The organism is Caballeronia catudaia, from assembly GCF_001544755.2.
GTDB lineage: Bacteria > Pseudomonadota > Gammaproteobacteria > Burkholderiales > Burkholderiaceae > Caballeronia > Caballeronia catudaia.
This window is the reverse complement of sequence record NZ_FCOF02000029.1, coordinates 54,515-78,548: the sequence shown is the minus strand read 5'-3', so window position 1 is coordinate 78,548 and position 24,034 is coordinate 54,515. Positions and strand designations below refer to the sequence as shown.

Here is a 24,034-nt window from a genome sequence, read left to right as displayed (position 1 = left end):
AACGTCGCTTCTATCGACGTCCATGGCATCCGGTTAGCCAGGATCGCCAGCGCGTGCCGTAAATCGATCATCGCATCTATATGAACGCGTCCCTTTGCGACAGTTCTTCGTGCGTCAGATTGACAGGATGGGCTGCAACTCTATATCCGGCCTCGTTGCAGCGGACACTACTGCTGCGGGCCCCTATGAAATACGCTGACTCGCCCCTCATTCCAGGCTCGAGCTACAGGCTCTGGATGCGATTCAGGTTTGGCGAGTCCTGGTCCTACCTGGCTTGTCATCACACTCGATTGCTGCGCAACCCTTCGACGTTCACCCTGTGTTATTAAACGTTGATCTTCTGCCTCGCGTAAGCCGGTCAGTTCGGCTTGACGCTCACGTAGTCCTTCTGATACGGCCGATCATGGGCGAGCACTGCCCAGATCGTCCGCGCGATCTTGTTCGCTAGCGCGACGATCACGACATTCATAGGTCGCCGCTTCTTCATCTGCTCGACCCACAGGCCGGGTTCCTTCGAACGCGTCAATACGCTGCGTGCACCGTGAATCAGCAGGGTGCGCAGATACGTGTCGCCCCTCTTGCTGATCCCGTGCAAGCTCACCTTGCCGCCCGAGCCGGTCTGCTTGGGTACCAAGCCCGCCCAGGCAGCGAATTCGCGTCCCGAACTGAATGCCTTCGGGTCGCCTATCATCGCCACCGCAGCGGTTGCCGTCAGCAACCCTACGCCAGGAATCTCGCTGATCGCCTTCACGGTCCGGTCTTCCTTCTTCCATTCGCGCATTCGGCGCTCGATCTCCGCCACTTGTTCGTCGAGCTTCGCCAGCCCGTTCAACTGCTCCCGCAACGTGTCGATCAGCGCCGCCGGAAGGCGCTCCGAGATCCGTCCTAACGCGGCCGGCATTTCCTTGTCCACTGCCGCTCGCCCTTTGCTCATCACTTCACCGTATTCCGTCAGCAGTCCCCGCAGCCCGTTGACCTGCATCGTGCGGAACTTCACTAATTGCTGGCGCATCCTGTGCAGCGCCAGCATCGCCTGCTGCATCTCGGTCTTCACCGCCACCGACTTGCACGGTTGCTGCACCGCCAGCCAGATCGCCCGCGCATCCGCCGCATCGTTCTTGTTGCGGATATTGAACGCCTTGACGAACTCCGCTGGCATTAGCTTCACTTCGTGACCCATCCGCGTCAGTTGCCGCGCCCAGTGGTGCGCTCCGCCACACGCTTCCATCCCGATAAGGCACGGCGTGCGGTTCGCGAAATACTCGAGGAACTTCGCACGCTTGATCGGCTTGTTCACGATCTCTCCGGTTTCCTGGTCAACGTAGTGCACTTGGAAAACCTGCTTGGCGATGTCTACGCCCACTGCCATACTGTTCATCGTGGATCCTCCGGTTGCCGGGAAATGCGTGCATTTTCCATCTTGGCACATCGATGCCGTTGGCCCGTGAGGATCCACCTCCTGCCTCCGCTCTCACGTTCACGGTGGGACGCGTTCATTTCATTCCAGGCGGCTGCGGAAGAAATCCGGTGTGCTCATCGGCGCTTCTCACTCCCAGAAGATAGGCCAATTCCATATTGAAACTGGGAGTTTCGCAACCCTTTATTTGCATCGATCCGCACGGGCCGCATGGCTTCGCGCCATTCTGCATGACCGACTTATTAAATCCCGACAGCGATACGTCGAATACGGAAGTGCAATCATGAGTGGACAAGCAGCCATCACATCGCCAATCGCCCGGTCGTGCGGCAGCAGTGCGACATTGACATTGCCGCATTGTGTACAAGAGGCAGAGTACAAACCCAAGGCTGCAACACACCGTCCTTTGGTGTGCGGAGAGGAGGCGTTTGGGGCGGTGTACGACGCAATCGAGGCTGCGCAACATACCATTGACCTCGTGTGTTGGGGCTTTCAGCCATCGATGTATTTCAAACGCGGAAGCGAAGCAGCGGGTTCGCTGTCAGTTGGGGAACTGTTGCTCGAAAAGGCACGGCAAGGAAAGAAGGTCCGCTTGCTCGTATGGGGCGACAAATTCCACCTAGCTCAGAACAGCGAGAGCATGATGCCCGGAGCTCGTATGTCCGTGGCTGCCGACAATCGGAATTCCACGCAACGTGAATTCGATGCTTGGTGGTACGGGCAGGTAGGTCTGGATCAGAAAAATTCGAGCGATACGGATCCAACAGGTTCCGATTTGCTGCCTGTCTCGTTCAGCAAGATTGGACGGCTGGCAGATAAAGTCGGCAACAGCGTGGCTCGTCTGCAGCGAGATCCCGCATTCGGCAACATTGAATTCGCGACTCGTGATTTCGAGTTGAAGGAGCGCGTCGAGATCGTTCAGCGAACATCGAAACAGAGCGCATATGGCGAACGTGGTACCCAGGCGAAGGTTATGAATGGGGTGTTCTTCGGAGCATTTCCCACCCATCACCAGAAGATGGTGCTGATCGACTACGAATATCCCGACATTGCGACCGGCTTTGTGATGGGGCATAACACGCTTGGCGAATACTGGGACACGACCGGTCATAGCTATGTGCGATTGCATCCGCAGATGGGCCGTAATGGATTTCATCCGAGGCAGGACATCTCAGCGAAGGTAACGGGGCCGATCCTTATCGATCTGAATGCCAACTTCTGCCAGGCGTGGGATGCAGCCACGGGACAGAAACTGGCAGTCCAACGCAATTCGGCGAAGCCACCCGTGCTTCGAAGCGGGCCGAACGATGTCGCAGTCATGGCCCAGATCCTGCGGACGCAGTCGCAGTACAAGATCAAAGATATCGAGGCGCTCTACCTTCAGGCGGTCAACAATACGAGCAACTTCATATACATCGAAAACCAGTATTTCCGCTTTCCGCCTTTGGCCGAAAAGCTCACGAATCTGGTGAAGACGTATCAGGCGCAGGGCCGGAAGAAGCCGCTGTACCTTTTCGTGATAACTAACTCAAGTGATGAGGGAATCGGTCCGGGTACCGTGAGTACATATCAAATGCTCAATGCGCTCGGGCGCACGGATGTGCTGCCGGGTGTGGCGAAGCTGGAACGCGCCGACGATTTGAGCGAGCAGTATAAGCAAGCGCTTGAGACGAAGAAGCGTGCGGATCAGGCGCTGGAAAGTACGACGCAGATGCGGGTCAATCCGTTCTCCGGTGACGCACAGGGCGTTGCGAACTACCTTGCCAAGGCTCAACAGGACGCTTTCGAAGCCAGTCAACGCGTCGCCGAGGTAAAAGCGCAAATGGATCATGCGAAGACGGAAGATCCTCAGAAGCTCGATATTCCCGGCCTCAAGGTGCATATCTGTACGCTCGTGCCTCCTGATACGCCGAAAGGCCAGCCTTGGGACGAGGTATACATTCATTCTAAATTGATGATTGTCGATGACGTGTTCGTTACGCACGGATCGGCAAACGTCAATTTGCGGAGCATGGAGGTCGACAGTGAGTTGAACATCTGTCACGAGTCCATGCGTGTGACTCAGCCGTTGAGAGAGAGATTGTGGCGTATTCACACGGGCGGTCAGGGAGTGGGGCAGAAGGATGCTAACGGGCGATTGGACGCGGAGGAAGCTTTCAAGAAGTGGGATGAAATAATTTCGAGAAACAAAACCCGACGAAAAGGCAGAACAAGCGGCCCAGCGGCGTCGTTGGTCGAGTTTTACAGAGATAACCCGACTCGTTCATATATCGACTGACTGACTGAATGAAGAACCTTGCATTGGTGTTTCTGACTGTTACCTGTCTTGCTGCCTGCTCAAAGGAGAGTGCGTTGCCTGGTTTCCCCAATATCAAAGATGTGCGCGCCAATCTGGCGTTCACCTGTGTACACGAAGCCGACCGTCTTCCCGTGTTGACTCCGGATGCGGACAGGTTGTTTCGATATGGCCGATACCTTCAAACGCGGGACGGCCCGAAGGACTACGACGAAATTGCGCGCTACTTCCGTATCGCTGCTGCGCATGGACATTACAAGGCGAACCATAACGTTCAGCAATTAATCTCGCGCGGGATGGCACATGCACCCGAGGGCCGTAAGGAGGTAGTGGATTGGGCCGCTCGACTGGTAGACGACGGGGTTCCGACGGGTTATTACGACATTGGCTACTACTTGAACTCAGGGTACGGCCTCAAGCAAGACCGCGAAATGGCGCTGAAGTACATGCGTAAGGCCGCGGACCTGGGCAATGCCGATGCGCAGTTCTATATATCCAATCTGCTGAATTCGCCTGACAAAGCACCAGATATTGCCGACCAGATGCTGCAATGCGCGGCGGATGGTGGGCATCCACGTGCAGCCTACGAACTCGGCGTCAGTCGTCTTGAACAAGGTCAGTACCGAGAGGCAGTTGTGGCGTATCAGAGAGGTGTTGTGTCCGGTAGCAGCATGGCGGCGTTCTCCCTCAAGAATGGCTTTCTCGCATCTTCGGAGGATAAGCTTGAATTTCTTAGCTTGTCCAAAGATGAAGAGCGCTCGCGTCGCTATGAAATGATCGAAAAATTCCTGGATGAAAATGAATATAGCAATCCCAAGGTGCCCGACATCGACAAAATTGTGCCGCTGCCACCGGCGAAACTTCCGGTGTGGGACGGCACGTTCGAATGGCAAAAACAACATGAGCAGGTCGTGCCTCAGCCCTCGGATGAGCTAATCGAACGTCTGGCCAAGGAAAAGCGTCTCGATCCCGCCACGGGCTTACCGCTATCGGACCAGCAAAAGTCCGCTTCTGCGACGAAGGTACCGCTCAATACGACCGTGCGTGCGCTAGAGGAATGCCCGCAAGGCGGAACGTGGAGAGCCTGTCCGCCTTCGGGCTACGTCGCGACACCCGCCGAACGGAGCTTCCGCAAAGGCGAGAAGCTTCCGCTGCTCGATGTCGAACAGCCGAGAGCCATCGCAATGCTCGACAGTATGTTAGGCGTGCGTCGCATGCATACCGATGGCGTGTGGCAACTGATTTCCTACACCGACGAAGCATAACGAGCAGCGATTCGACGATGCGCAGGTCGACGATCTGCGCAGCGACTTGTATCAACACTGCGCAGCATCCGAAATAGAACCTAAATATGCTTAATTTGATTCTGCTGGGCGACGCCACCGACCACGGTGGCCGCGTCATTACCGCATCGACCACAATGATCTACGAAGGGCGCGGCGTCGCCCGCAAGGGCGACCAGGTGACTTGCCCGAAGCATCCCGAGATCAAGCCGAACCTCATCATCGATGGTGACGAAGAGACGCTGGACGAAGGCGTGCCCGTTGCTCGCCACGGCTATCGCGCGATGTGCGGATGTCACCTTATCTCCAGCTTGCTCTGAATCGTACGATGCCGGTCGCTTTGCCTCCCGAGAAGTCCACCGAGGATCGTCCCAAGCCGCCGAACGTCATCGTTTGGCTGGTTCTGCTGCTCGTATTCATGGTGGCGGGCGTCACGATGACGCTTCTGACCTGGCCGAAGGGTGAACCGACCGGCACGGTCCCATTCTGGATCCGCCTGCTGGGCGTCCCGCCGCTCGCGTGGGCCGCGGCGCTCGGGTTTCGCCTTCTGTATCGCGATCAGGAGAACGAGCGCCTGGACGCGGAAGAGGAGGTCTTGCGCGAGGATCGGGAGAAAGCGCTTGAATTCGCGAGCGAGCCGCTCGCGGTGACGGTATCGACGTATCTGAGCGCAGCGGGCAATCAAGACGTAGCCGCCGATGTCGTGAAACTCAAGAGCGTGATCGAGGCGCAAGACTCGCTGGACGGGAAGACTGCGATTCGGCACGCCGCGCTTGAATTGGTGAGCAAAGACGAGAACCCTTGCCGCTATCGCGTGTGCTTCAGGCGCCTGATCGCTTCGGTAAAGACGGCAGTCGAAGCTGTTCCATTCGATGTGCCTTTCGGTGTGCGTCTGCAACTGCCCGCCGATGTGGATCAAATAGCCTTGCAACAGACCTGGCAAACCTGCTGGGATGAGGCGATGAATCGTCCTGCTCATTCCGTGCTCGTTTCACCCGAACAAGGCGCGATGGCATTGGATGAATGGCTCGACGAGCAGGGCGGCCCGACGCTTGAGAAGTTCCTGCTGTTCGTCGCGGTGCAACTGCATGACTCGCCGCCTCAGAACAGCGGCGAAGCGGCTGTGGCGATGCTGATCGGCTGGGCGCCGCTTGCGTCACGTCGGCACATCAAATGCATCGGATCGCTGCATCGTCCTGTGCAGGCGTCGGGCGAGGATATCAATGCGCCGCTTTCAACCGCACTGCAATGGGGCCGCACAAAGCATGACGCCGTCACCGATCTGTGGCAGGCCGGACTCGATAAAGCGGACAAGGCAACTGTGCTGAACGGTTCATCGGCGCTCAAACTCGGCGTGTCGAAGGCCGATGACTTAAGCGGCATACACGATCTTGACGCGGCACTCGGCCGAAGCGGCTGTGCCTCGGCATGGCTTGCGCTGGCGCTGAGTCTCGAACATGCGGCGCAGACACATCGGCCACAGCTGGTGGCGTGGCGCGATGCATCGCTTCATTTCTCGATCGTTCAACCGGTCGCCTGAACCTATTTTTTTATTCGAAGTATGAAGTTTCCCAAAATCTCCGGCTATTGGCTGCTGGCTGGCGCGCTCACTGTGGGCGGCGCGATCCTCGCCTGGTACAACGGGGACAGCATTGATCCATCACCGTATAAGCGGGTGATCTACGTGTGTGCCATCGGCGCGTTCGCTCTCGTGGCGCGGGCGAATTTCACCGGGGGATGGCGCCGTGTGGCACGTAGTACGCAGGGTGACGGCGCCAAAAGGCATGAACGCGAGGCATCTGCCCGCGCGAAGTCGACGGAAGTCACCGCCGCCGATCTCGGGTCATCGCGCCGCGAGAAGCTGGAACTGACGCTTCGTGACCGGCACGGGCGACGTTGGCGCTATCGAGACCGCTGGCTTGCCATCGTCGGTGATGAGCGGGTGGTCGCACGTATGACGCCTGGCTTGGTCGAGAACGGCTACGCCGTCGCCGGTTCGACCGTGTTGCTTTATGCGAGACAGAACGGCGATTCGCTGGACGCAAGCTGGCTGGAACAGATTCGTGAACTGCGGCGGGGGCGTCCCGTTGACGCGATGGTCGCGATCGAACAATCGGGCGCTCAAACAACCCGATCGTTCGATGGGCCGGCCATCGCGCAAAAGCTGGCTCGACACGCTCGCGCGCTCGGATGGGCCGCGCCGACGTACTTGCTCAACGTGCTTGATCTGGGGCGCAATACATTGAGCAGTTCCGAGGTGGTCGGTGAGACGTGGGGAGATCCCCGTGTGACTCCGGCAGAACTGAACGGGACACTGCAAGCGTTGGCGGCGCGCCTGGCGGATACGGGGGTGGCGCGCCTTGCCAGCAATCCCCGCGATCGCTTTCTTGGAGCGCTCTCGCTGCACATCGAGAGTCTGCGCGTGGTGCTCGTGGACCTTGTGACGCAGGCGGGCGCGTCGCTTCTTGCGCGTTGTTCCGTGCAGGGGTTGCTGTTTGCATCGCTTCCGATCGGCAAGACGCCCGAGGAGTTGGCGAGTCACGCGGATATCAGCGCGCCAGCCATCGAGCAGAACGGGCAGCATCCGGTGTGGCAAACCATCGCGGATCACAGCCGCACGGTTCACGGCCGGCGGGTGGGCTTCTCATGGTCGACGCTGGCGGCCTGGATCGCGATCGCCGTGTTTGTGCTCTGATTGCTCGGCACGGTGATTTCGGGTGTATCGAATCGGTCGTCGATGCAGGAAGCGTCAGCGACGATGTCCAAACTCTCGTCGGTGCAGGATCCGACGCAAGCGCTGGTCGCCCTCGACAGTTTGGACAAGCAGCTCGACACGCTCGAAGTACATCGCAAGGAAGGCGCACCTTGGTTCGCCCGTTTCGGTCTGAACCATGACGCCGCTTTGCTGGATGCGCTACAGCCCGGCTATCAGAGCGCCGCCGCGCGCGTGCTCATTGCGCCAATCCAGTCCAAACTCGAAGAGCGTCTCAACCAGCTCGCTTCGCTCTCTGACGCCGAGATCGCCAGCGGCGGCAACGCGCAAGTGCAGGCGGCCTACGACACGCTCAAGACGTACCTGATGCTCGCGCATTCCGAGCACGTTGATCCGGCGTTCCTGAGCGCGCAACTGCTGGCGACCAATGCACCAACGCGTCCGCTGAATTCGTCGGTGACGCCCGGCACATGGGAAGACCTGCGCCAGCACGCGATCGCCTTCTACGCGAGCCATCTCAAACGCGACTCGGCGCCGGCCATCACGCCGGACGTATCTCTTGTCGCTTCCACGCGTCAAACCATCATCGGCGTGCGCGGCATCCAGAATTCGACCGACGCGATCTATCAGCAGATCATCGAGGAGACGAAGCCGAAGTACCCGCCAATCACGCTGGCGACCCTGCTGGGCGATCACCCCAGCCGCGGCCTCTTCAATACGACCGCTACGGTTCCGGGCGTGTTCACGCGCTCCGCGTGGGACGAGCGCATCCCGAAGGCGATTGACGAAGCCAGCGAACAACGCTCCGTCACCGGAGATTGGGTGCTGTCCGACGCCAAGATCGACAACACGGCACCGTCCACTCTAAAGGCCGAACTGCGCCAGCGCTACTTCGACGACTACGCCCGCGCGTGGGCGCAGTTTCTGAACAGCATTCGCTGGCAGAACGCGTCATCGCTCTCAGGCACGGTCGACCAGTTGACCCTGCTGGGCGATCCGCAACGCTCGCCGCTCGTGGCGCTGATGAACGCGATCGTCTATCAGGCGAGCGCCGGCGCGTCGATGCAATCGCTCTCGGACAATCTCATCAGCAAGGCACAGTCGTGGGTCGGCAAGGACGAGAAGGATCCGTCAAAACAAACGGAACAGCCTTTGGCGCCTTTGGCCGCAGCCTTCGGTCCGATCCTGCGTCTTACCGGAAGCGACGTTGCGACAAGCACCGCGACGAACGCCAAGGCGACTCGGCAAGCGATGGTGGCGGTAGGCGACCTGAGTCTGCCGCGCTACCTTGAGCGCGTCACCGCGATGCGCCTGAAGACTCAGCAGATGATGGCCAGCGCCGACCCGGACGCGATGTCGCGTATCGCTGCACAGGCGATGCTGCAGGGCAAGACCTCGGATATCGCCGACAGCCGTGACTACGCGAGCCGCCTCGCGGCAAGCCTGGGCGAACAGTGGTCGGGCTTCGGACATCTGTTCGAAGCGCCGCTCGACCAGACGTGGCAAGTGGTGGTGCAGCCTGCGTCATCGAGCCTGAACGACATCTGGCGCACCTCGATTGTGGCTGACTGGAACCGCGCTTTCGGCGGCAAGTATCCGTTCGCGGACTCGGACAACGATGCGTCGCTACCCGACATGGCGAGCTTCATGCGCATGGACAACGGTTTCATCGCCCAGTTCGTGACGAGCCAGCTCGCGGGTGTGATCGAAAGGCAAGGAAACCGGTGGGTCGCGGCGCAAGGCGCTGATCGTGGTGGCCTGACGCTCGATCCCGAGTTCCTGACGGCGCTCAACAAGCTCACGCGCGTTTCATCGGTGCTGTTCCCGGGCGGCGACGCTCGCGTGCGCTTCGAGCTACGGGGCGTGCCGACGCCGGGCATCACGGACATGAAGTTCATCTCATCGGGCCAACAGTTGCACTACTTCAATCAGATGGAACAGTGGATACCGTTCGAATGGCCCGGCCAGGCGCTCGACAACAACGCGCAACTCGAATGGCAGACCGAACAAGCGGGCCTGCGGTCGTCGATGTACGCGCAGGGTCGCTTCGCGCTGATCCGGCTGCTGGAACGCGCGAAGGTCGAACAGCAGGACAACGCGCGCTATCTGCTGTCGTGGACGCCGGATCAAAGCTTGGGTATCCCGCTGTCGGTGCAACTGCGCGCCGAGGGCGGCGCTGGTCCGCTCGACGTACTGCAGTTGCGCCACTTCACGTTGCCCACGCGCATCTTCGTGACGAGCGCGGCGAAAGATGGACCGAAGCTTTCGGGACCGACACCGCCGCCCCTGCCACCGGGAGCCGTCGCGTCCGCCCAAAAGCTCGGCGTGCCGCTGCCGTCGCTGAAGTGACGCCCGCACGCGTCACCATGAGAATCCAATCTGAATGAAGAACGATAAACCCCCTGACGTCGAACAGAATGCTGACCCGCATCTCGATCCCGTGCTGCGCTACTACGAAGCCGAGATGCGCTATTTGCGCGAGGCGGGGCGTGAGTTCGCACGCGCGCATCCGGACCGGGCGCGCATGCTCAATCTCGATCGCGTCGGCGACCGAGATCCTTACGTCGAACGTCTCTACGAAGGCTTCGCGTTTCTCACCGGCCGACTTCAGCAAAAGCTCGATGACGAGTTGCCCGAGCTGACCGAAGGGCTCGTGAGCCTGCTGTGGCCGCACTACCTGCGGATGATTCCGTCGCTCTCGGTCGTGGAGCTGATTCCGCTCGGCGAGAAGCATCAGCGAACCGAGCACGTACCGGCAGGCGTGGCGGTGCGTTCGGCGCCGATTCCAGCAGGCAACGAGTCAGGCGGCGGCGCCACACAAAAGACCGTCCAGTGCCTGTACCGAACCACGCAGCCCGTCGAATTGCACCCGCTGCGCCTGCTTCAGGCAGGACCGACCGTGCGCCACGACGGCCGCTCGGTGATTCGTCTCGCCTTCGAACTGGATCATTCAGCGAACCGCAAGGAAACCGATCTGTCGCGCTTGCGCTTGTATCTGAACGCGGACTTGCCGACCGCCTTCGCGATGCACCTGGCGCTCACGCGTCAAATCCACACGATCGAATGGCGCGTACCTGAAATTCGCGACGGTGAAGCGTTGCCGCTCGCGGGCGTCACCATCGAACCTGCGGGTTTCTCACCCGAGGAACGCCTGTGGCCGAAGTCAGATGCCGCGTTCTCCGGTTATCAGTTGCTGCTCGAATATTTCACTTTCCGCGAGAAATTCCTGTTTGTCGATCTGTGCGAATTCGACGTCGAGAAGCTTCCGGAAGACTCGACGCGCTTCGAACTGGAGATCGTGCTCGAACACCCGTATCCGTCCGACCAGCGTTTCAACAAGGACAACGTGCGGCTCTTCTGCACGCCGGTGATCAACCTGTTCGAGCTCGATGCCGAACCGATCGTCATCGATCATCACGAGACGGAATACCGGGTGGTGCCTGCGGGCTATCAGGGTGAGCACGTCGAAACCTATTCAGTCGATGCGGTCGAAGCCTTCGATCACGAAAGCTCCGAGCGCTACGAATACGTGCCGTTCGCGACCTTCCGCCATCGCGGCGGGATGATGCGCCATGAAGCCCCCGAACGCTATTTCCACACGCGCGTGCGTCCTGGCATGGATGGCTTGCACGAGACGTGGGTGATCTTCGGCGGCCACGCGTGGGAGACGATGCAGGATTTGCCCGAGGAAAGCGTGTCGCTGCATGTGACGGGCACCAACGGCATGTTGCCACGCAAGGGATTGAGAGAGGCGCGTCTGGACGAACTCGCGGAAAGCACGCCGAACGTCGCGGGCGTGCGAAACCTCATCGCGCCGACGCTGCCGCTGTATCCGCCCACGGGCGACCGCTTCCAGTGGCGAATCCTGTCGCACCTCGCGCCCAACTTCCTGTCGATGATGAACGCGGAGGTGCTGCGCGGTGCGCTGGCGTTGTACGACTGGACTAACGATGAACTGAATCGCCGGCGTCTCGCAGGCATTCTGTGGGTGTCGGAGGAACTGCTCGAAGAGGTGACGGGCGGCGCGGTGGAGCGGGGTGTGTTGATTGAGGTGACGCTCGATTCGCACGCCTTCTCGGGCGATGGCGATGTCATGCTGTTCGGCGAACTGTTGCATCGGTTCTTCGAACTGTATGCGGAGATCAATCTGTTCACGAAGCTGGAGATCGTGAGTTTGCCGTCGAAAGCGCGCATCGAATGGCCGCGCAGCAAGACGTGGAGGGCGCCGTTATGAAGTCTCGTGAGTTACCCAACATCGAACCGTTGGTCGCAGCGCTCCTCGCACGCGCACCGAAGATGGGCTTTATGCATCTCTGTCGCCTGCTGGAAACAGGCAGGCCCGAGCGCACGGGCTTCGGTGAGCGCGACACACCCGAACACGAGCCGGTGCGTTTCCGCTCGCGTGCCCGTATGGGTTTTCCGGCGGGCGAGATCGCGAGCGTCGAATATGCCGATATCGACGATGATCCCTATGCCACGTCCCAGCCGCCGACGATCCGCACGACCTTCATGGGTCTGTACGGCGTCGATGCGGCGATGCCCAGCCATTATCTGGACGACATCGCCCAGCGTGAGGAAGGACACGAAGCGGTCGAAGCGTTTCTCGATCAATTTCACCACCGGTTCGTGACGCTGCTGTACCGGGCGTGGAAGAAATATCGCTATCCGGAGCGTTTTCAATACGGCGGCGCCGATGCGCAGTCGAAGAATCTGCTGTGCCTGATCGGCTTAGGCTGGGGTAGCAAGCCGGCGCGCGCAGGATTGCCCGATGCGCGCACGCTGGCAATGCTCGGATTGATGATTCAGCGCACCCGCACATCGGAAGGGCTGGGAGGCGTGATCGCGCTGGGTGCGCCGGGCGTGGACGTCAAGGTCGATGAATTCTGGCCGGTCGCCAAACGCACCGCGCAGCAACATCCGCTCACCACGAAAGCATCTTCCAGCCAAGGCCGAGGTCTCGGCGGCGGCTACGTGCTAGGCAAGCGCCTGCCTTATCGCAGCCGCGCGGTGCGCGTGACGCTCAAACCGCAGGATGCGCAGCAAGCGCGCGATCTGTTGCCCGGCGGCTGGCTGCATCGCGATCTGACCGCGCTCACGCGGATTTATATCGGCGTGAAGGCCGATGTGCATCTGCGCATGCAGATGTCCTCGCGCTTGGCTCCCGCACCATCCGTCGGCACGCCACGAGTCACCGTCGCACCGCGTCTGGGCTGGACGGTCGTGCTGCCTGCGCAGGAGGAACGCGTCATTACGGTTCAACTGGGCATCTGCGAGGCGTTTCCGACGGCTGAGTCCAATCCGTATCTGTTGGCGCAGGTCGTCCCTCAAGCCGCATGAATCGAGGAAGTGTGATGTTCAAACGGTATAGCGCAATCCTGACGCTGCTGCTCTCAGGATGCGGTGCCTGGCAGGCCGTCTCCGACACCTCGGTCGTCGCCTACGACGCGGTGTTTCACAGGCGCGTGGAGGAGGTCAATGTTGATCTCAGCGCACGCGCAGAACTCAACCCCGACAGCGCGGGCCGCTCGACCTCGGTGGCGGTGCGCGTCTATCAGTTAAAGGACCGCAAGCGCTTTGACGCCGCGTCATACGGCGAACTGATCGTCAAGGACACGCCCGTGCTTAGCGAGGATCTGCAGGCGAGCATGGCTGCAGTGGTGAATCCCGGCGGCGCGGCGAGTCTCTCTCAGCCGATGGTGAAGGGCACGGAATACATCGCGATTGCTGCGTTCTATCAAAACCCGGACAAGACGGGAACGGGAAGCAGGTCATCAAGAGCAAGTCGCTGTCGGCAGACGAACCGCTCAAGCTGGCGCGGGTGGATAAGACGCTGACGATCGCCGGCGACACGAAATCGAGCAAGAAATGATCACGACCAATACGGCGATGAGCACGTCTTTTCCTTTGGCCGCGTCGCATCGGGTTTCGAGCGAGTGCAAGATCAGCGAAGACACGCGCATCGAAGTGAATCCCTATCTGGCCAAGCTTCAGGCGCGCGCCGCCCGGCTTGGCTGGCAGTGTTTGTCGAAAGCGTGGCGGGGCATGAAAGCTCGCTATGAGTTCGAGTGCGCGAAGGGACACCGGTTCGAACGCGAGGCCAGTGTGTTTAGGCGAACACCTCAATGCATGGACTGCGAAGCCGACGAGATCCGGGCACGCTGCCTCACTCGCGTGTCCGAGCGCGGCGGCACGTTGCTGGGGGCATTCACGGGATTGCGTGATCGCCACCGCGTGAGATGCGCCAATGGCCACGAATGGGACGTCAGTGGAAACGGGCTGAGCCAAGGTAACTGGTGCCCGCATTGCCGATACGAAGACACGACCCGCCGACAGTTGCATGAGGACGGCCTGGCGCGCCTGCAAGCGGGAGCCGCTAGCAGAGGCGGGCGCTGCCTCGCCGAATCCTATGCGGGCGGACGCACCTATTACCTGTGCGAATGCGCCTGCGGTCATCGGTGGGAAGCGCGCGGCGATCTGATCATGGACGGAAAGGGCTGGTGTCCGCGTTGCACGCAAGCGGCACGAGCCGAGAAGATTGTTCAGGCGAATTTCCATCACGACGGACTGGCGCGATTGCGCGAAGCGGCCCGTCAGCGCAAGGGCGAGTGCTTGTCCAGCGACTACACCGGGTCTTACGAGCGATATCGCTTCCGTTGCGAGGTCGGCCACGAATGGACTTCATCGGCCAGCGCGATCTGGCAGGGCCTGTGGTGCAAGCGTTGTGGCAACCTTGCGAGGCGCACGCCCATCGAGACGTTACAGGCAATCGCCGCGGAACGCGGCGGCCAGTGCCTATCGTCTGAATCGATCGGGAACAAGGTCAAACATACGTGGCAATGTCATCTGGGCCATGTGTGGCAGGCCACGCCCTCCAATGTCAAGCAGGGCCGATGGTGTCCGAATTGCGCCAACCTCGAGCGATCCAAGCAGCGCGCTAAGCGAGAGCGCTGGGACGTGAGAGGGTGAAGGGGGCTTCTGGGGCGCTTCGGAAGAGGTGTGTGGGCAATCTATTGTCGCTCTCGAGCGGAAAAACCGGTCGAGATATCGACAACAGGAAATTCAGCAGAAAGTCTTCATTCATGGTCTATCGCAAAACCATTGCAGACATGCACGCGCTTGCCGCGCGAAAAAATGGGCAGTGCCTATCTCAAGAATATCGTGGCATGGAAGCCAAGATGCTGTGGCGCTGTGAAAGCGGTCATGAGTGGCAGGCCATCCCTGAGCGGATTCAGTGGGGAAGCTGGTGCCCGCAGTGCGCGCGCGAGAAGATGCGCGACACGATTGAGCATATGAATGAGATTGCCCGCGAGCGCGGCGGACGATGTCTGTCGAGCGCATACGTCAATAGCGATACGCCGTTGCTCTGGGAGTGCGCAAAGGGGCATCAATGGAAGGCGCGGCCGGGCAGTATCAGAGGGCCCAAGCCATCCTGGTGTCCAGTTTGCGCAAAAGAAAGAATCAGAAAGGAGACGCTGGCCTGGGCACAGGGCCTCGCCCGGAAACACGGCGGCGAATGCATATCGAACGAATATAAGGGTACGACAGTTCCGTTGGAGTGGCGTTGCAGCGAAGGGCATACCTGGACGGCGGTACCGTTCTATATCGCCCGAGGGCAGTGGTGCAGGCTGTGTTACATCGAAAGCCAGCGCTTCAGCCTGGCTGACGCGCAGGCGCTGGCAGCAAAACATAACGGGCGATGTGTTTCAAAGCGCTATACCGATGCGAAAAGTCCTCTGCTGTGGGAATGCGACAAAGGACATCGCTGGGGCGCCCCGCTCCATAACATCCACAGGAGTTGGTGTGCCGAGTGTAGCTTCGAGCGCAAGCGTACGGGCATCGAAAAGATGCATGAGATTGCGGCTGGATACGGCGGCAAGTGTCTGTCCGACGATTACACCAACCAGTCTGCGCTATTGCGCTGGCAATGCGAAAAGGGGCATGAGTGGCTGGCCAAGCCCATGAAGATCATGATCGGTCACTGGTGCCGGACCTGCGCGATAGAGCGCACACGTCTTGGTATAGAAAAGATGCGTGAGATCGCCGCTGCGCGCGCAGGCAGGTGCTTGTCCGATAGCTATGTCAACACCATCACGCCGCTGCAATGGGAATGTTGTGACGGACATATCTGGAGCGCAAAACCGGATAGCGTTCGCCGCGGTACCTGGTGCCCGAACTGCGCTGTGCTCGCTCGAACGAAAAAACGTACAAAGCGAGAGCGGTACGATTTTGAAGGAAAGTGAAGCTGGCTCGTGCTTTGCGGGCGGTTGGGGCGCGGCGAGTGCTTCAGGGACAATTCCAGGGACAGTCGAGGGGCATGCAGGGGACTACAGGATATGGCCCTTCGACATATCAAAGGGTTAGCACCCCTGCGATCCCCTGCGTGCCCCGGTACGTGGGTTCGAGTCCCTCCCGGCCCACCAAGTATTCCTTCCTAAAAGCCGTCCGTCCGTCTCGTCGCTTCGCGCGTCATGCGGCGGAGGCGCCCGCAAATAACGCCAGATAATCGGCCGGGTTGACTGGCCGGTCATTCACGCGCACCTCGAAATGCAGATGCGGGCCCGTCGAGCGGCCGGTCGATCCAACTTCGGCGATCGACTCGCCTGGCTGCACGGTCTCCCCGACGCGTACCTCGATCTTCGATGCATGAGCGTAGCGCGTGATAACGCCATGGCCGTGGTCGATATCAACGGCGTTGCCATAACCGGGCATCGGCCCGGCCCGGACCACGCGACCACCGGCGGCCGCGAGGATAGGGGTGCCCGTTGGGGCGGACAGATCCATGCCCGGGTGGAAACTCAAGTGATGCGTGAAGGGGTCGAGGCGGTTGCCAAACGATGAACTGGTACGCCCGAGCGCGAGCGGACGGCGGCCCGGGAAGGCATTCAAGGCTGCCTCGCGCTGCGCCACATCCTGCTCGAGCGCAGAAAGCGTCGTTGAAACGCAGTCGAGTTCGGCGCGGGGGACTTGCGGATTCGAATATGCGCCGACCGCCTGGCAAGGTCGAGGCGGTAGTTCGGGGCCGCCCGCGGCGTCGTCACCGGACGCGCGCGCTGATGCCACCTTGCTGGTTGCGGTGGCGCGTGTCGCTTGTGCGCGCAGGCGTTGATCGAACGCGCTGAGGGTATCGACTTGCGCGGCGAGCCGCTCAACGCGAGCATCGAGCGAGGCATTCGCGGCGTGCAGGCGCGCCAACTCGCTTGCCGCGAGCGGGGAGGTCGTGGGAGCCCGCGCAGGCTCGCGATGGACGAGCGGCGCCTTACTACTGTCGTGCCCGAGCGCAACACCGGCGTGCCCGACCGCAACACCAGCGGCCAACGCAAGCAGGACCGCCGAGCAGGCCGTGCAGACGATGGTGTGCAGCGCGCCACGCCGCATCACGATGTACGGATCGTTCTTTCTGCGCGAGATAACCGAATCCAACCTGACCTCCCCAGCAACCCAATATTATTTTGAGATGTTAGGGGCGCGGGAAATCGCGGCCTATCGGACAGATCGGATAAATTTGGGACGGAGTCGTGCTTCTTCTGCGTCGCGCGGACCAGGCGAGGACTTACGCCTCGCCGCCACTTGGAACTACTGCTTCAGAGCGGCGACTTCCCGTTGCGCGACGAAATCCGCGGCGATGCGGTTATAAGCCGCAGCCGATATGTCATGGATGTCGCCAGCGCTTTCGAACTCGCCGTAGCAGATCGTCCCGTTGTAGTCGACATAGACGCTATTGCTCGAAGCCTTCAAATAGCGATAACCGCCCATCGATTCAATCGAGCCGCCGGAGCCGGCTTGAACTTCTTCCAGCGACTTCCAGCCAGACGATCCAGCCGTGGTGAGATTCACCCAGATGTGCTGCGCGTAATCGCCTGCAACCGCGGAAGTGTTCGCGCCGAACTGGTAGTAGCCCGCCGCTGTCTTTCATGAATATGCTGTTGAAGAAGCTGACAGTGGTGGACTCGTCAGCGTTGGAGCTGCCGTTTGACGCGTTCATGTGTTTCTTCAGATTCGAAAAAACGAGCGATTTTCAATGAGCCGACAAAATGCAGGAAGTGCGAAAAATCCTAAAAATACTCAAGCTTTCTTGACGAATTCCGACTTCAGGCTCATCGCGCCGAAGCCTTCGATTTTGCAGTCGATATCGTGATCGCCGTCGACCAGGCGGATGTTCTTCACCTTGGTGCCCATCTTGATCACACCGCCCGAGCCCTTCAGTTTCAGGTCCTTGATGACAGTGACCGTATCGCCGTCCTGCAGGATGTTTCCGGCGCTATCGCGATAAACCTTGGCATCCGGTTCAACGGTTGCAGTGACGCTCGTCCATTCGCGAGCGCAATCCGGGCAAATGAAAAGGTTGCCGTCCGTGTAGGTGAATTCGGAGCGGCAGTTCGGGCAAGGGGGCAAAACGCTCATGGGTACTCCAAAGGATGCATCGAAAGGCCGGCAGTATAGCGCCATGCGAAGGAGCCTGTAACTTCTACATTCGACGTCGATCGTGTACAAACCCGCGCCGTTATATCCGTCCATACATTCCGCTGTATGCAAACGATAAAAATGTTTTGCTTTCATGGATGCTTCTTCTGCCCCAACATGAAGTGATTCGTAAAAGCACATGGAGCGAGACATGGAAAGCACTGCGGACTTGAAACGCTACGAGTTACTGATCAACGGCGAGTTCGTCCCGCCGAGCGGCGGCGATTACTCGACGAACCTCGACCCGGCGACGGAAAGCCCTATCGCCCGCGTGGCACAAGGCACGTCCGCCGACGTCGACCGAGCCGTGCAGGCAGCGCGCGCCGCGCTCAAGCCGTGGAACGCGATCCGCGCCGCCGAGCGTGGCCGCATCCTCATGAAGCTGGCTGAACTGCTGCGCGAAAATCAGGAAGAACTCGCGGCGCTGGAAAGTCTCGATGCGGGCAAACCGATCGCGGGCGTGCAGCGCCAGGACGTGCCCGCCGCCATCGATACGCTCGCGTACTACGCCGGCTGGTGCGACAAGATCAACGGCCAGGTCGTGCCCGCGCGGCCCGACGCGCTGACCTACACGGTGCGCGAGCCGGTTGGCGTCGTCGCGGCCATCGTGCCGTGGAATTTCCCGCTGATGATCGGCATGTGGAAGATCGCGCCAGCGCTCGCGTGCGGCTGCACGCTGATCGTGAAACCCGCCGAAATCACGCCGCTGTCGGCTCTGATGGTCGGACGGCTCGCGCTCGAAGCGGGCGTGCCGCCGGGCGTGCTCAACATCGTGACGGGCAAAGGTTCGGTCGTCGGCGACTCGCTCGTCGCGCATCCGGGCGTCGACAAGGTGACGTTCACCGGTTCGCCGTCAGTCGGGCGCGGCATCCTGCAAGGCGCGGCGGGAAACTTCAAACGCGTCACGCTGGAGCTCGGCGGCAAGTCCGCGAACGTGATCTTCGCGGACGCCAATATAGATAGTGCCGTGCGCGCCGCCGCCTCGGGCATCTTCTTCAACGCGGGCCAAGTTTGCTCGGCGGGTTCGCGCGTGCTCGCGCAGCGGGCCGTCTACGATGAAGTCGTCGAGCGGCTCGCTCAGCGCGCCCGGACCATCAAGCTCGGCGATCCGTCGAAGCGCGAAACCAACATGGGACCGCTCATCTCCGCCAAGCAGATGAAAAGCGTGCTCGATTACGTGGATATCGGCAAAGGCGAGGGCGCGTCGCTGGTGACGGGCGGGCGTCGATCAGGCGAGCGCGGCTATTTCGTCGAGCCGACGGTGTTCGCGAAAGTCGAACACGAGATGCGCATCTCTCAGGAAGAGATCTTCGGACCGGTCGCCAGCGTGATCCCGTTCGATGACGAAGCCGACGCGCTGCGCATCGCCAACGGCACGGCGTACAGCCTCGCCGCGGGCGTGTGGAGCGCGGATATCGGCCGCGTGCATCGCATGGCGGCGGAACTGAAGGCGGGCACGGTCTGGGTGAACACCTATGGCTTCACGGATGTGCGCCTTCCGTGGGGCGGCGGCGGCGATTCGGGGTTCGGCCGCGAGCATGGCGATGTCGCCATCGAGAACTTCACCGAGCCGAAGGCCGTCTGGGTCGCCCTCGCGCCTTGAGTATCGGGTTTCGCCGCGCGCAACCGCGGCGGAACGCAGGAACGCAAAAGGGCGGTCCGGATTTCCCGGACCGCCCTTTTGATAAAACCAAAACCGTCAGACGCGCGCAGTTTCCTGATTGCGCGCTCGCCAAAGCCGCGCCCGCTGCGTGCTGTCTTCATATTGGACAGTGTTTTGCCGGCACGCTTCGATCGTCGAGTTCTTGCGTTCGACGATCGCCTGACACAGAAACTCCGCGCTGTACGCCTTCAACAGATGCGGACATTGCGTCTCGATGTATTGCGCGATCTTTCCGTAATCGCTGTCCGCCGACGCGAGCGAGCGATACGTGTGCGGATCCCAACGGAACATCAGGTCGAGTTCTTCGAAAGCAGTGTTGAACGCGCAGACTTGCGCCTGAACTTCGCGGTCATCGTCGTACGTTGCATGGGTCATGATCGTCTCCTGTATGGCCGTGGGGCTTGAATGCAGGATAGAAAACACGAACCATATACGACAGTTAAACTTTTCTCGCTTATCTATTCAGAAACATTTATGCGTTGGGCTTGCCCGTCGTCGCGACGATCTGCGTGATCGCTTCGATCTGCGCGGCGCCTTCCTCCACAAGGAATTGCTTGAACGCGAGCGCGACCGGCGGCAGGCGCTTGTTATGCCGATGCACGACGAACCAGTTGAGCATCACGGGAAAACCCTCAATGTCGAGCACCGAAAGCTTGCCCACCTGCAGTTCCATGCTGATCGTATGCGCGGAAAGAAAGCTCAGACCCATGCCCGCGATCACGGCCTGCTTGATCGTCTCGGTGCTGGTGATCTCCATCGCGACATTGAGGTTGCCAAGCCGACCGGCGAAACCTTCCTCCATCGAATTCCAGGTATCCGAGCCGCGCTCGCGGACGATGAACGGCTCGTCGGCGAGCGCTTCGAGCGGTACGTTTCTGCGTCCGACCAACGGATGATCCGGCGGCGCCACGATGACGTACGGATGGGGCGCAAAAGAAACGTTGACGGTGTCCGTATCGCGCGGGGGGCGGACCATTACCGCGAGGTCGGTGAGATTGTCCGAAAGCTGATGCAGCAACTCCTCGCGGTTATGCACCGCGAGATTGAGCCGGACATCGGTATTGCGCTGGGTGAAGGCGGCCAGCAGCCGGGGAAAGAAGTAATCGCCCGCGCTGATCACCGCGACATTGAGCGTCCCGCCTGAGATGCCTTTGAGCCGCGCCATCGCATCGTCGGCTTCGCGAAACTGTTCGAGGATCGCCCGACTGTAATGGAGCATCTCGTTCCCGGCGGGCGTGAGATAGATTTTTTTCCCTAATTGCTCAAATAAGGGCAAACCGGCATGCTCCTCCAACTGCTTCACTTGGGTGGAGACCGCAGGCTGCGTGAGGTAGAGCTCTTCGGCGGCACGGGAAAAGCTCAACCGACGGGCGACAGTTTCGAAGATCTTCAGTTGACGCAGGGTAGCGTTTCGCAGCACGGCGATCCTTCGTCCATTCACGATAGCTAATTTATACAATAACTTTTTCTAACTTTCCTTAATCGTTTTTCTCCCCCACGATGCTTTCACGTCCTCGCCAGTTGTAAGGCGAACGGCATCGCCCCGCAGCACACGAAGCCTGTATAGGCCGCATAACCATCCGGACTTCATTGGGAATCGCTTGAAATGATTCTTCGATCGCCTGACGCGGATGCTTGCCAGATGTGCGAATCGATCGCCCACCTCCAATCACGCGGAACGCGCGACCTGCGCAATACCCGCGACCGGCGGCCTCACGCCCACGCCGTCTGGACCGAGCATTTCCCCTGACCGACCGCTCGCCGCCGACGCAATGCGCCGGTTCCTCGCAGCACATCAAGCGCCGAACGAGCGCTGAGACACATAACGGAGACAGACATGGCAAGCGCAGACACGGTTGTGTCCGGGCAATCGCACGGGCGTCACCACAACAGATGGCTTCAACTGACGATCGGCATCCTATGCATGGGCCTCGTCGCCAATCTGCAGTACGCATGGACCCTGTTCGTCGTTCCAATGGATGCGAAACATCATTGGGGTCAGGCGGCGATTCAAACGGCCTTCACCATCTTCATCGTCACTGAAACATGGCTCGTGCCCGTCGAGGGCTGGCTCGTCGACAAGTTCGGGCCACGGCCGGTCGTCATCGGCGGCTCGATCTGCGCGGCGCTCGGCTGGATCATTGATGCGCACGCCACGAGCCTCGTCCATCTCTACATCGGCGCGGTGGTTGCGGGCATTGGCGCGGGTTGCGTGTACGGCACGTGCGTCGGCACGGCGCTCAAGTGGTTCCCCGACAAGCGCGGTCTCGCGGCGGGACTGACCGCGGCGGGCTTCGGCGCTGGGGCGGCCGTCACCGTCATTCCGATCTCGAGGATGATCCAGAGCGCCGGCTACGAGCACGCTTTCATGTTCTTCGGCATCCTGCAAGGCGTGTGCATCTTCCTGCTCGCGCTGATGCTGGTGCGCCCGAATCCGCCGGCGAACATCGTACCGGCCAAGCGCATCGTGGCCACGAAGATCGACTACACGACCAAACAGATGGTGCGCGCGCCGATCTTCTGGGTGCTCTATCTGATGTTCGTGTTCGTCGCGGCGGGCGGCGTGATCGCGACCGCGCAGTTCGGGCCGATCGCGAAGGAATACGGCTTCGCGAAGATGCCGGTGAACCTGCTGGGTGTGACGCTGCCGCTGCTGGCGATGACGCTGTCCATCGACAATCTGTGCAACGGCTTCACGCGTCCGCTGTGCGGCTTCATCTCGGACAAGATCGGCCGCGAGAACACGATGTTCTTCATCTTTCTCGGCGAAGGTATCGCGCTGCTCGGGCTGATGGAGTTCGGACATAACCCGTATCTCTTCATGCTGTTCGCGGCGATGACCTTCCTCTGCTGGGGCGAAATCTTCTCGATCTTCCCCGCGACCTGCGCCGATACCTTCGGCAGCAAGTACGCCGCCGCGAACGCCGGCACGCTGTACACGGCGAAGGGCACGGCGTCGATGCTGGTGCCGCTCGCTTCGGTGCTCGCCTCGATCGGCTCGTGGAACGCGGTGTTCATCACGGCGGCGGTGACGTCGATCGCGGCGGGCCTGTGCGCGAAGTTCGTCCTTGCGCCGATGCGCAAGCGCTGGATCGAGAACACGGTCGCGGAAACATCGGCGGAGTCCTCGGTGAACGCGTCGTTCCAGGCGGGTTGGGACGCATCGCGCAACACGGTCCAGTAAGGCGCGAGGCATGACGCGCGAACAGCCTCCATCGCTCAGCGTATCGCTGCATCAGTTGAGGCTGTTCGTCACGCTCGCGCGGCATCGCAGCTTCACGCGCGCGGGCGACGAATTCGGCATCACGCAATCGGCGGTCAGCCGCAGCATCCGCGAACTCGAAGATGAAATCGCGCTGCGGCTTTTCGATCGGACCACGCGCCAGGTCGCGCTCACCGACACCGGCCGCAAGCTGCTCGCGCGTATCGCGCCGCTGGTCGAAGAGCTGGAAGCGACGCTGCGGCCGCGCGCGCTGGAGGGCGGCGAGCCGGGCGTCGTGAATCTGGCGAGCAGTTGCGGTCTGACGGCGAGCGTACTGCCCGCGATGCTCGCATCGTGCCGCGAATGTCTGCCGGACATCACGGTCGTCGTGATGGACCGGCCGCAGAACGCGGTGCTGCAACTCGTGCGCTCGGGCGAGGCGGAACTGGGCTTGGTCATCGCGCCCGGGAATCTCGACGAACTCGCCGCCGAGCCGCTTTTCGCCGATGGACTCGCGGCGGTCGTCGGCGCGTCGCATCGGTTGGGCGCGGTATCGAGCATCGACTGGCAGCAATTGCGCGGCACGCCGCTCCTTCTTCTCGATGACGACACCGGCACCCTCGGCGCCATCGAAGCCGCGCTCGCCTTGCACGGCGTGACCGGCGCGGTGCGCCAGCGGCTCACGCAGCCGGCGGCGGTCGCGCGCATGGCCGAAGCGGGTCTGGGCGTCGGCATCCTGCCGCTGCACGCGCGCGCCGCGTGCGACGGCGCGCAGACCTGCTTCATCCCTCTCTCGCCCGACGTACCGCGCACGATCATGCTCGTGCGGCGCAAGAACCGCGCATTGCGCGCGAGCGCCGCGAACGTCTGGTCACACTTCGTCGCGCGCTCGTCGCATACTCTTGGCGTGGGTCAGGCGGTCGAAGCCTGACCGGAGCGCTTTCCCAATCATCGCAGACCCGCAGCGCCGTTGCGCATGCGGGTTTTCGCTCGTCCGCC

General features: G+C 60.9%; 18 protein-coding genes and 1 pseudogene. 13 read left to right on the top strand and 6 right to left on the bottom strand.

The genetic code is table 11. The annotated features are described in order from the left end of the window. Nucleotides 1–358: 358 nt before the first annotated feature. A complete protein-coding gene (locus AWB75_RS25365; protein ID WP_061126790.1) occupies nt 359–1,378 on the bottom strand; it encodes an IS110 family RNA-guided transposase in 1,020 nt (339 codons plus the stop codon). A 322-nt stretch (nt 1,379–1,700) separates the two neighbouring features. Between AWB75_RS25365 and AWB75_RS25360 the strand changes: the two genes are divergently transcribed. From AWB75_RS25360 to AWB75_RS25315, 10 genes and pseudogenes are all read left to right on the top strand, one after another. Beyond that, on the top strand, nt 1,701–3,695 hold the full coding sequence (locus AWB75_RS25360) for a phospholipase D-like domain-containing protein (protein WP_061126789.1): 1,995 nt from the start codon (nt 1,701–1,703) through the stop codon (nt 3,693–3,695). An 8-nt stretch (nt 3,696–3,703) separates the two neighbouring features. Next, nucleotides 3,704–4,978 carry an SEL1-like repeat protein gene (locus tag AWB75_RS25355; RefSeq protein ID WP_061126788.1) on the top strand — a complete coding sequence of 425 codons (1,275 nt, stop codon included), beginning with the start codon at nt 3,704–3,706 and terminating at the stop codon, nt 4,976–4,978. Between the two features lie 86 nt (nt 4,979–5,064). Further along, nucleotides 5,065–5,316 carry a PAAR domain-containing protein gene (locus AWB75_RS25350; RefSeq protein ID WP_061126787.1) on the top strand — a complete coding sequence of 84 codons (252 nt, stop codon included), beginning with the start codon at nt 5,065–5,067 and terminating at the stop codon, nt 5,314–5,316. A gap of 8 nt (nt 5,317–5,324) precedes the next feature. Further along, nucleotides 5,325–6,536 carry a DUF4283 domain-containing protein gene (locus AWB75_RS25345; RefSeq protein WP_061126786.1) on the top strand — a complete coding sequence of 404 codons (1,212 nt, stop codon included), beginning with the start codon at nt 5,325–5,327 and terminating at the stop codon, nt 6,534–6,536. 21 nt (nt 6,537–6,557) lie between these two features. Further along, nucleotides 6,558–10,058 (top strand): annotated as a pseudogene (locus tag AWB75_RS25340) (ImcF-related family protein). 34 nt (nt 10,059–10,092) lie between these two features. After that, a complete protein-coding gene (gene tssF / locus AWB75_RS25335) occupies nt 10,093–11,943 on the top strand; it encodes a type VI secretion system baseplate subunit TssF (RefSeq protein WP_061126785.1) in 1,851 nt (616 codons plus the stop codon). Then, a complete protein-coding gene (gene tssG / locus AWB75_RS25330) occupies nt 11,907–13,046 on the top strand; it encodes a type VI secretion system baseplate subunit TssG (protein WP_061126784.1) in 1,140 nt (379 codons plus the stop codon). Before tssF ends, tssG begins: the two co-directional genes overlap by 37 nt. Before the next feature lie 14 nt (nt 13,047–13,060). Then, on the top strand, nt 13,061–13,543 hold the full coding sequence (tssJ, locus tag AWB75_RS25325; protein ID WP_327219775.1) for a type VI secretion system lipoprotein TssJ: 483 nt from the start codon (nt 13,061–13,063) through the stop codon (nt 13,541–13,543). A gap of 31 nt (nt 13,544–13,574) precedes the next feature. Further along, nucleotides 13,575–14,675, top strand: coding sequence for a hypothetical protein (locus tag AWB75_RS25320; RefSeq protein ID WP_235012226.1), 1,101 nt, complete (start codon nt 13,575–13,577; stop codon nt 14,673–14,675). A gap of 32 nt (nt 14,676–14,707) precedes the next feature. Beyond that, a complete protein-coding gene (locus tag AWB75_RS25315) occupies nt 14,708–15,949 on the top strand; it encodes a zinc-ribbon domain-containing protein (RefSeq protein ID WP_143746493.1) in 1,242 nt (413 codons plus the stop codon). A gap of 226 nt (nt 15,950–16,175) precedes the next feature. Here AWB75_RS25315 and AWB75_RS25310 read toward each other — a convergent pair whose 3' ends face one another. The 3 genes from AWB75_RS25310 to AWB75_RS25300 all read right to left on the bottom strand — a co-directional run bounded on the left by AWB75_RS25310 (nt 16,176) and on the right by AWB75_RS25300 (nt 18,110). Beyond that, complete coding sequence (locus AWB75_RS25310) at nt 16,176–17,129, bottom strand: M23 family metallopeptidase (RefSeq protein WP_061126782.1); 954 nt, start codon at nt 17,127–17,129, stop codon at nt 16,176–16,178. Between the two features lie 153 nt (nt 17,130–17,282). Beyond that, nucleotides 17,283–17,543: a hypothetical protein gene (locus AWB75_RS25305; protein WP_061126781.1), complete on the bottom strand. Its 261-nt coding sequence runs from the start codon at nt 17,541–17,543 to the stop codon at nt 17,283–17,285. Between the two features lie 228 nt (nt 17,544–17,771). Further along, a complete protein-coding gene (locus AWB75_RS25300; RefSeq protein ID WP_061126780.1) occupies nt 17,772–18,110 on the bottom strand; it encodes a zinc ribbon domain-containing protein YjdM in 339 nt (112 codons plus the stop codon). A gap of 211 nt (nt 18,111–18,321) precedes the next feature. On the opposite strand from AWB75_RS25300, the gene AWB75_RS25295 reads away from it, so the two are divergent. Further along, nucleotides 18,322–19,773, top strand: coding sequence for an aldehyde dehydrogenase family protein (locus AWB75_RS25295; protein WP_061126779.1), 1,452 nt, complete (start codon nt 18,322–18,324; stop codon nt 19,771–19,773). 96 nt (nt 19,774–19,869) lie between these two features. Here AWB75_RS25295 and AWB75_RS25290 read toward each other — a convergent pair whose 3' ends face one another. Together AWB75_RS25290 and AWB75_RS25285 are read right to left on the bottom strand one after the other, a co-directional pair. Further along, nucleotides 19,870–20,208: a hypothetical protein gene (locus AWB75_RS25290; RefSeq protein WP_061126778.1), complete on the bottom strand. Its 339-nt coding sequence runs from the start codon at nt 20,206–20,208 to the stop codon at nt 19,870–19,872. 97 nt (nt 20,209–20,305) lie between these two features. Continuing rightward, complete coding sequence (locus tag AWB75_RS25285; protein ID WP_061126802.1) at nt 20,306–21,250, bottom strand: LysR family transcriptional regulator; 945 nt, start codon at nt 21,248–21,250, stop codon at nt 20,306–20,308. Between the two features lie 420 nt (nt 21,251–21,670). Here AWB75_RS25285 and oxlT point away from each other — a divergent pair, with 420 nt between their 5' ends. Continuing rightward, nucleotides 21,671–23,017, top strand: coding sequence for an oxalate/formate MFS antiporter (oxlT, locus tag AWB75_RS25280; protein ID WP_061126777.1), 1,347 nt, complete (start codon nt 21,671–21,673; stop codon nt 23,015–23,017). Nucleotides 23,018–23,027: 10 nt separating this feature from the next. Beyond that, nucleotides 23,028–23,966, top strand: coding sequence for a LysR family transcriptional regulator (locus tag AWB75_RS25275; RefSeq protein ID WP_061126776.1), 939 nt, complete (start codon nt 23,028–23,030; stop codon nt 23,964–23,966). Nucleotides 23,967–24,034: the final 68 nt, after the last annotated feature.

Bases quoted from the DNA above. Each gene is read 5' to 3' on its own strand.
- AWB75_RS25365 (WP_061126790.1), bottom strand. From the start codon at position 1,378: ATGAACAGTATGGCAGTGGGCGTAGACATCGCCAAGCAGGTTTTCCAA.
- AWB75_RS25360 (WP_061126789.1), top strand. From the start codon at position 1,701: ATGAGTGGACAAGCAGCCATCACATCGCCAATCGCCCGGTCGTGCGGC.
- AWB75_RS25355 (WP_061126788.1), top strand. From the start codon at position 3,704: ATGAAGAACCTTGCATTGGTGTTTCTGACTGTTACCTGTCTTGCTGCC.
- AWB75_RS25350 (WP_061126787.1), top strand. From the start codon at position 5,065: ATGCTTAATTTGATTCTGCTGGGCGACGCCACCGACCACGGTGGCCGC.
- AWB75_RS25345 (WP_061126786.1), top strand. From the start codon at position 5,325: ATGCCGGTCGCTTTGCCTCCCGAGAAGTCCACCGAGGATCGTCCCAAG.
- tssF (WP_061126785.1), top strand. From the start codon at position 10,093: ATGAAGAACGATAAACCCCCTGACGTCGAACAGAATGCTGACCCGCAT.
- tssG (WP_061126784.1), top strand. From the start codon at position 11,907: ATGGCCGCGCAGCAAGACGTGGAGGGCGCCGTTATGAAGTCTCGTGAG.
- tssJ (WP_327219775.1), top strand. From the start codon at position 13,061: ATGTTCAAACGGTATAGCGCAATCCTGACGCTGCTGCTCTCAGGATGC.
- AWB75_RS25320 (WP_235012226.1), top strand. From the start codon at position 13,575: ATGATCACGACCAATACGGCGATGAGCACGTCTTTTCCTTTGGCCGCG.
- AWB75_RS25300 (WP_061126780.1), bottom strand. From the start codon at position 18,110: ATGAGCGTTTTGCCCCCTTGCCCGAACTGCCGCTCCGAATTCACCTAC.
- AWB75_RS25295 (WP_061126779.1), top strand. From the start codon at position 18,322: ATGGAAAGCACTGCGGACTTGAAACGCTACGAGTTACTGATCAACGGC.
- AWB75_RS25290 (WP_061126778.1), bottom strand. From the start codon at position 20,208: ATGACCCATGCAACGTACGACGATGACCGCGAAGTTCAGGCGCAAGTC.
- oxlT (WP_061126777.1), top strand. From the start codon at position 21,671: ATGGCAAGCGCAGACACGGTTGTGTCCGGGCAATCGCACGGGCGTCAC.
- AWB75_RS25275 (WP_061126776.1), top strand. From the start codon at position 23,028: ATGACGCGCGAACAGCCTCCATCGCTCAGCGTATCGCTGCATCAGTTG.